The following is a 3,968-nucleotide window of genomic DNA, read 5'->3' as shown; positions in this document are numbered from 1 at the left end:
CTGGTGAAATCCGCCGATCCAACGGGGCTCGCCGGTGCAGATCGCGAATTCGCCATCCAGCAGATTCTCGACCGTGCCGTCGTCTCGACCGAGATCGTCGACATCCTCGCTGCCGCCGGGATCACGACGCCCGATATTTCGATCCTGTCGGACGAGTTCCTTGCCGAGGTTCAGCAGCTCGAAAAGAAGAACTTGGCGCTTGAAGCCTTGCGCAAGCTTCTCAACGACGAAATCCGTTCGCGCAGCAAGACCAACATCGTCGAGACCAAACGCTTTTCCGAACGCCTCGAAGCCGCCATCGCCCGCTATCACACCAATGCGATCAGCACGGTCGAAGTGATGCAGGAATTGATCGACCTTGCCAAAGAGGTTCGCGCCGCCCGGCGGCGCGGCGAGGAGGAGGGGCTCTCGCAGGACGAAATCGCCTTCTACGACGCGCTCGCCGAAAACGAGAGCGCGGTCGAGGCGATGGGCAACGACTCCCTCAAGCTGATCGCGCATGAACTTCTCGAAAGTCTCAAGGGCAGCGTTTCGGTGGACTGGTCGCATCGCGAAAGTGCGCGGGCACGCATGCGCGTGCTGGTGAAGCGAATCCTGCGCAAGCACGGGTACCCGCCCGATCTTCAGGACGCGGCGGTGCAAACGGTGCTTCGGCAAGCAGAAGCGCTCTCCGCCAACTGGGCGCAGTGAGCGGAAGGGCGGTCCTCTCCCCCCTCACTCCCCCTCCGCCTCCAGCAAGCCGATCAACCTTCTCAGCCCCTTTGCCGCGCGGTCGATGTCGGTGCCGGGAAAGGCCTCGTCGATCAGCGCGTTGATGCCGGCAAAGGCGGCGCCCATGGCGTCGAAGGCGCGCCGGCCGGCGCGTGTCGGCGCCAGCGTCCAGGCGCGCTTGTCGCTCGCCGAGCGGGTCCTGGTGATGTAGCCCGCCTTCAGCAGCCGTTCGGCCATCGCGCCCACGGCGCTTTCGCGCTGCTTGAGGCGGCTGGCGATCTCGCGCTGCGACACGCGGCCTTCGGCGCAGACGATCGCCATCACGGCCGCCTGCGATGTCGTCAGGCCCCCCGCCGCCAGCATTTCGGCGTCGGCCCGCATTTTCAGCCGGTGGGCGGCGGTCTGAATCAAAAAGAAGAAGCGCTGCTCTTTTGCCGGCATGGGTGCCCGAGCCTTTCCAATGCGGGTTGACGGCCCGTCGCTTTCCATGAATATACTACACTAGTGTAGTAATTGACAGGAGCGAAACATGGGCCGGGTCGATGGTGCGATCGGGGGCGCAATAGACGTCTGGGCGCAGGTTACAACAGAGCGCATGGCCGCCCAGCCCTGGCTGGCGACGCTGCTGCGCTGGACGGGGCAGGAGGGCAAGCCGCTGGTGCCCAGCGTCGAACAAACGCTGGCGGCGATGGATGCCGGCGGCGTCGGCATTTCGCTGCTTTCGGCCTGGTACGGGCCGCAAGGGCCGCTGATTACGAATGAAGAAGTGGCGGCGCAGATCGACGTCGCGCCGGCGCGGCTGCGCGGCCTTGCCAGCGCCGATATCCGCAATCCGGCCGAGGCCGCGCGCGAGATCCGCCGCTGGGTCGATGGCGAGCGTTTCGTCGGCGTGCGCGTCGTGCCCTGGCTCTGGGACCTGCCGCCCAACGACCGGCGCTACTATCCGCTTTATGCGGCCTGCGTCGAGCTCGGCGTGCCGCTCTGCACGCAGATCGGGCACACGGGGCCGTTGCTGCGCTCCGAAACCGGAAGGCTGATCCCCTATCTCGAAGACGTGCTGCTCGACTTCCCGGAGCTTGTCGTCGTCGGCGGCCATGTCGGCTTTCCCTGGATCGACGAATTGATCACCCTGACGATCAAGTTCCGCAATTTCCATGTCGACACGTCCGCCTATGCGGTGCACCGCCTGCCGGCTTCCTTCGTCGACTACATGAAAACCGTCGGCGCTTCCCGCGTCATGTTCGGCACCAACTGGCCGATGCTGTCGCCGAAAAAATGCCTGGCGGAATTGGATGCGCTCGGGCTCGACGAAGCGCAGGCGGACGCCTTCCTCGCCGGCAATGCAAGGCGCGTGTTCAAGCTCTGAAGGCCCCTCACCCTTCCGCCGTCTGACGACGGCTCCCTCCCTCTCCCCGGAGGGGAGAGGGAAAGAAAACTCGCCACTTCAATCCCTCTCCCCATCGGGGAGAGGGAAGGGGCCCGCCGATGCGGCGAAGCCGCGTCGGTGGGAAGGGTGAGGGGGCCGTCCGGATTCAGCGCTCCGACCATGACTCCTCAAGCGCCGTCACCGGCGCAGCGGCACAAGGCGCGCGCCTCGCTCCATCTCCCGAACGAGGGTTGCGATTGCGCGCCGCGCTGTGGCAGTTTGCGCGGCCACAAGGGAGAGCGTCGTGAAAAAGAACCTTATCTTTGCTGCCATATTCGGTCTTGTCTTCGGTCTGCCGCTTGCGGCGCTGCTGGTGTCCTGGGGCATGATCGGCATTCTCGAAAGCATTCCCTATGTGCTGCTGCCGGTCATGGCGGTGCTGCTGGCGCTGCGCTACCTGACGCTCATGGTCCGCAAGGCGGGTGCCGCCGGCGGGCGCGCGATGGCCGGTGTTGCCGGCCGCATCGAAGGCGCGGAGGCCGCCAGGGCGGCGCAGGCGCAGCTCGCGGCCGAACAGGCGGCGCTGGCGCAGGAGACCTATCTGCAAATGCTGCTGTCGCTGACCGCCGGTGTCGGCGGCGTGCTGGCGACGGTCCTTGCCGCGATCGGCCCCGTCGTCACCTTCCTGCTGCTGACCTGGCTGCTCGGCGGGCTTGCAGACGGCGTGATGTGGGCCTTCGCCCTCATCGTCATCGCCTCCGGCATTGCCGGCATCTTCTGGCTGCGTCTGCTCGAGAGATATTTCGCCGTCCGCATCCTGCTGCCGCTCATTCCGCTCAGCGTGGTCTGGCTCGCCTACGCGATCATCGCCTTCGGCGTCTTCGGGCTGGTCCTGTCGATTTTCGAATGAGGTGAAACCGGCCCGGCGGAGGCCGGAGCCTTTCTTCCTTCTTTCCACCCGCCCCTGGGGGGCGGGTCAAACGGGCGAAGCCCGTTTGGGGCGGGGGCGCTGAAGCGCGTCAACGCACCTCCTGTCGTTCTACGATGCCGTCACCGCCGCGACCCCGCCCCGAAATTTGTTCGCTGACGCTCACAAATTGTCGACCCGCCCCCAAGGGGCGGGTGGGAGGAAAGGAGCTGGCCGCACTTTTCCGGCCAATCCCCCTCCCGCCGTTGCGCCCGCGCTCATATTGGTCAAACTGCGGTCAGGGCAGGGAGCGGGCATGCGCGTCGGAACGGCGCGCGAACGCGCCCGTTCCGACGAATGGAAACGAGGCGGGGCGGAATGGCGAAAACACCGAAAAAGCAGGCAAAGCCGGCCCGCGCCAATGGCAATGGCGGCGATCTCGGCTTCGAGGCGGAGCTTTTCAAGACTGCCGACAAGCTGCGCGGCAACATGGAGCCGTCGGACTACAAGCATGTCGCGCTGGGCCTGATCTTCCTGAAGCACATTTCTGACAGCTTTGAAGCCCGCCGTTTGGTCTTGCTTGAGGACGACAAGGGGGTTCCCGAAAACACCCCGATCAAGCCATCGGAAGACCCCGACGAATACGCCGCCGACAACATCTTCTGGGTGCCGAAGGAAGCGCGCTGGTCGCATCTGCAGTCGAACGCGAAACAGCCCGGCATCGGCAAGCTGATCGACGAGGCGATGATCGCCATCGAAAAGCGCAATGAGAGCCTGAAGGGCGTGCTGCCGAAGGAATATGCGCGCCCCGCGCTCAACGCCGTCATGCTCGGCGAGCTGATCGATCTCATTTCCGGTATTACGCTGGGTCAGGAAAAGGGCCAGTCGCGCGACGTGCTCGGCCGCGTCTATGAATATTTCCTCGGCCAGTTCGCGGGCTCGGAAGGCAAGCGCGGCGGCGAGTTCTACACGCCGCGCTCCGTC

The 3,968-nt window shown here is 65.2% G+C and carries 5 protein-coding genes; 4 read left to right on the top strand and 1 reads right to left on the bottom strand.

Annotation, left to right across the window (positions count from 1 at the left end; translation table 11 throughout):
* Positions 1-690 (top strand): DUF3387 domain-containing protein (locus Q7V31_RS03815; protein ID WP_304732512.1); only part of this gene is annotated, 690 nt, incomplete at its 5' end.
* A gap of 24 nt (positions 691-714) precedes the next feature.
* Here the strand turns inward: Q7V31_RS03815 and Q7V31_RS03810 are convergent.
* Complete coding sequence (locus Q7V31_RS03810; protein ID WP_304732511.1) at positions 715-1,152, bottom strand: MarR family winged helix-turn-helix transcriptional regulator; 438 nt, start codon at positions 1,150-1,152, stop codon at positions 715-717.
* A gap of 88 nt (positions 1,153-1,240) precedes the next feature.
* On the opposite strand from Q7V31_RS03810, the gene Q7V31_RS03805 reads away from it, so the two are divergent.
* The 3 genes from Q7V31_RS03805 to Q7V31_RS03795 all read left to right on the top strand — a co-directional run.
* Positions 1,241-2,077: an amidohydrolase family protein gene (locus tag Q7V31_RS03805; RefSeq protein WP_304732510.1), complete on the top strand. Its 837-nt coding sequence runs from the start codon at positions 1,241-1,243 to the stop codon at positions 2,075-2,077.
* A 304-nt stretch (positions 2,078-2,381) separates the two neighbouring features.
* Positions 2,382-2,987: a hypothetical protein gene (locus Q7V31_RS03800; RefSeq protein WP_304732509.1), complete on the top strand. Its 606-nt coding sequence runs from the start codon at positions 2,382-2,384 to the stop codon at positions 2,985-2,987.
* A gap of 375 nt (positions 2,988-3,362) precedes the next feature.
* A partial coding sequence (locus Q7V31_RS03795; RefSeq protein WP_304732508.1) for a type I restriction-modification system subunit M N-terminal domain-containing protein occupies positions 3,363-3,968 on the top strand: 606 nt, incomplete at its 3' end.

It is taken from the genome of Parvibaculum sp., from assembly GCF_030651915.1.
Classification (GTDB): Bacteria; Pseudomonadota; Alphaproteobacteria; order Parvibaculales; family Parvibaculaceae; genus Parvibaculum.
Note: the sequence above shows the minus strand (reverse complement) of the source record. Positions and strands in the feature narration are given on the sequence as shown.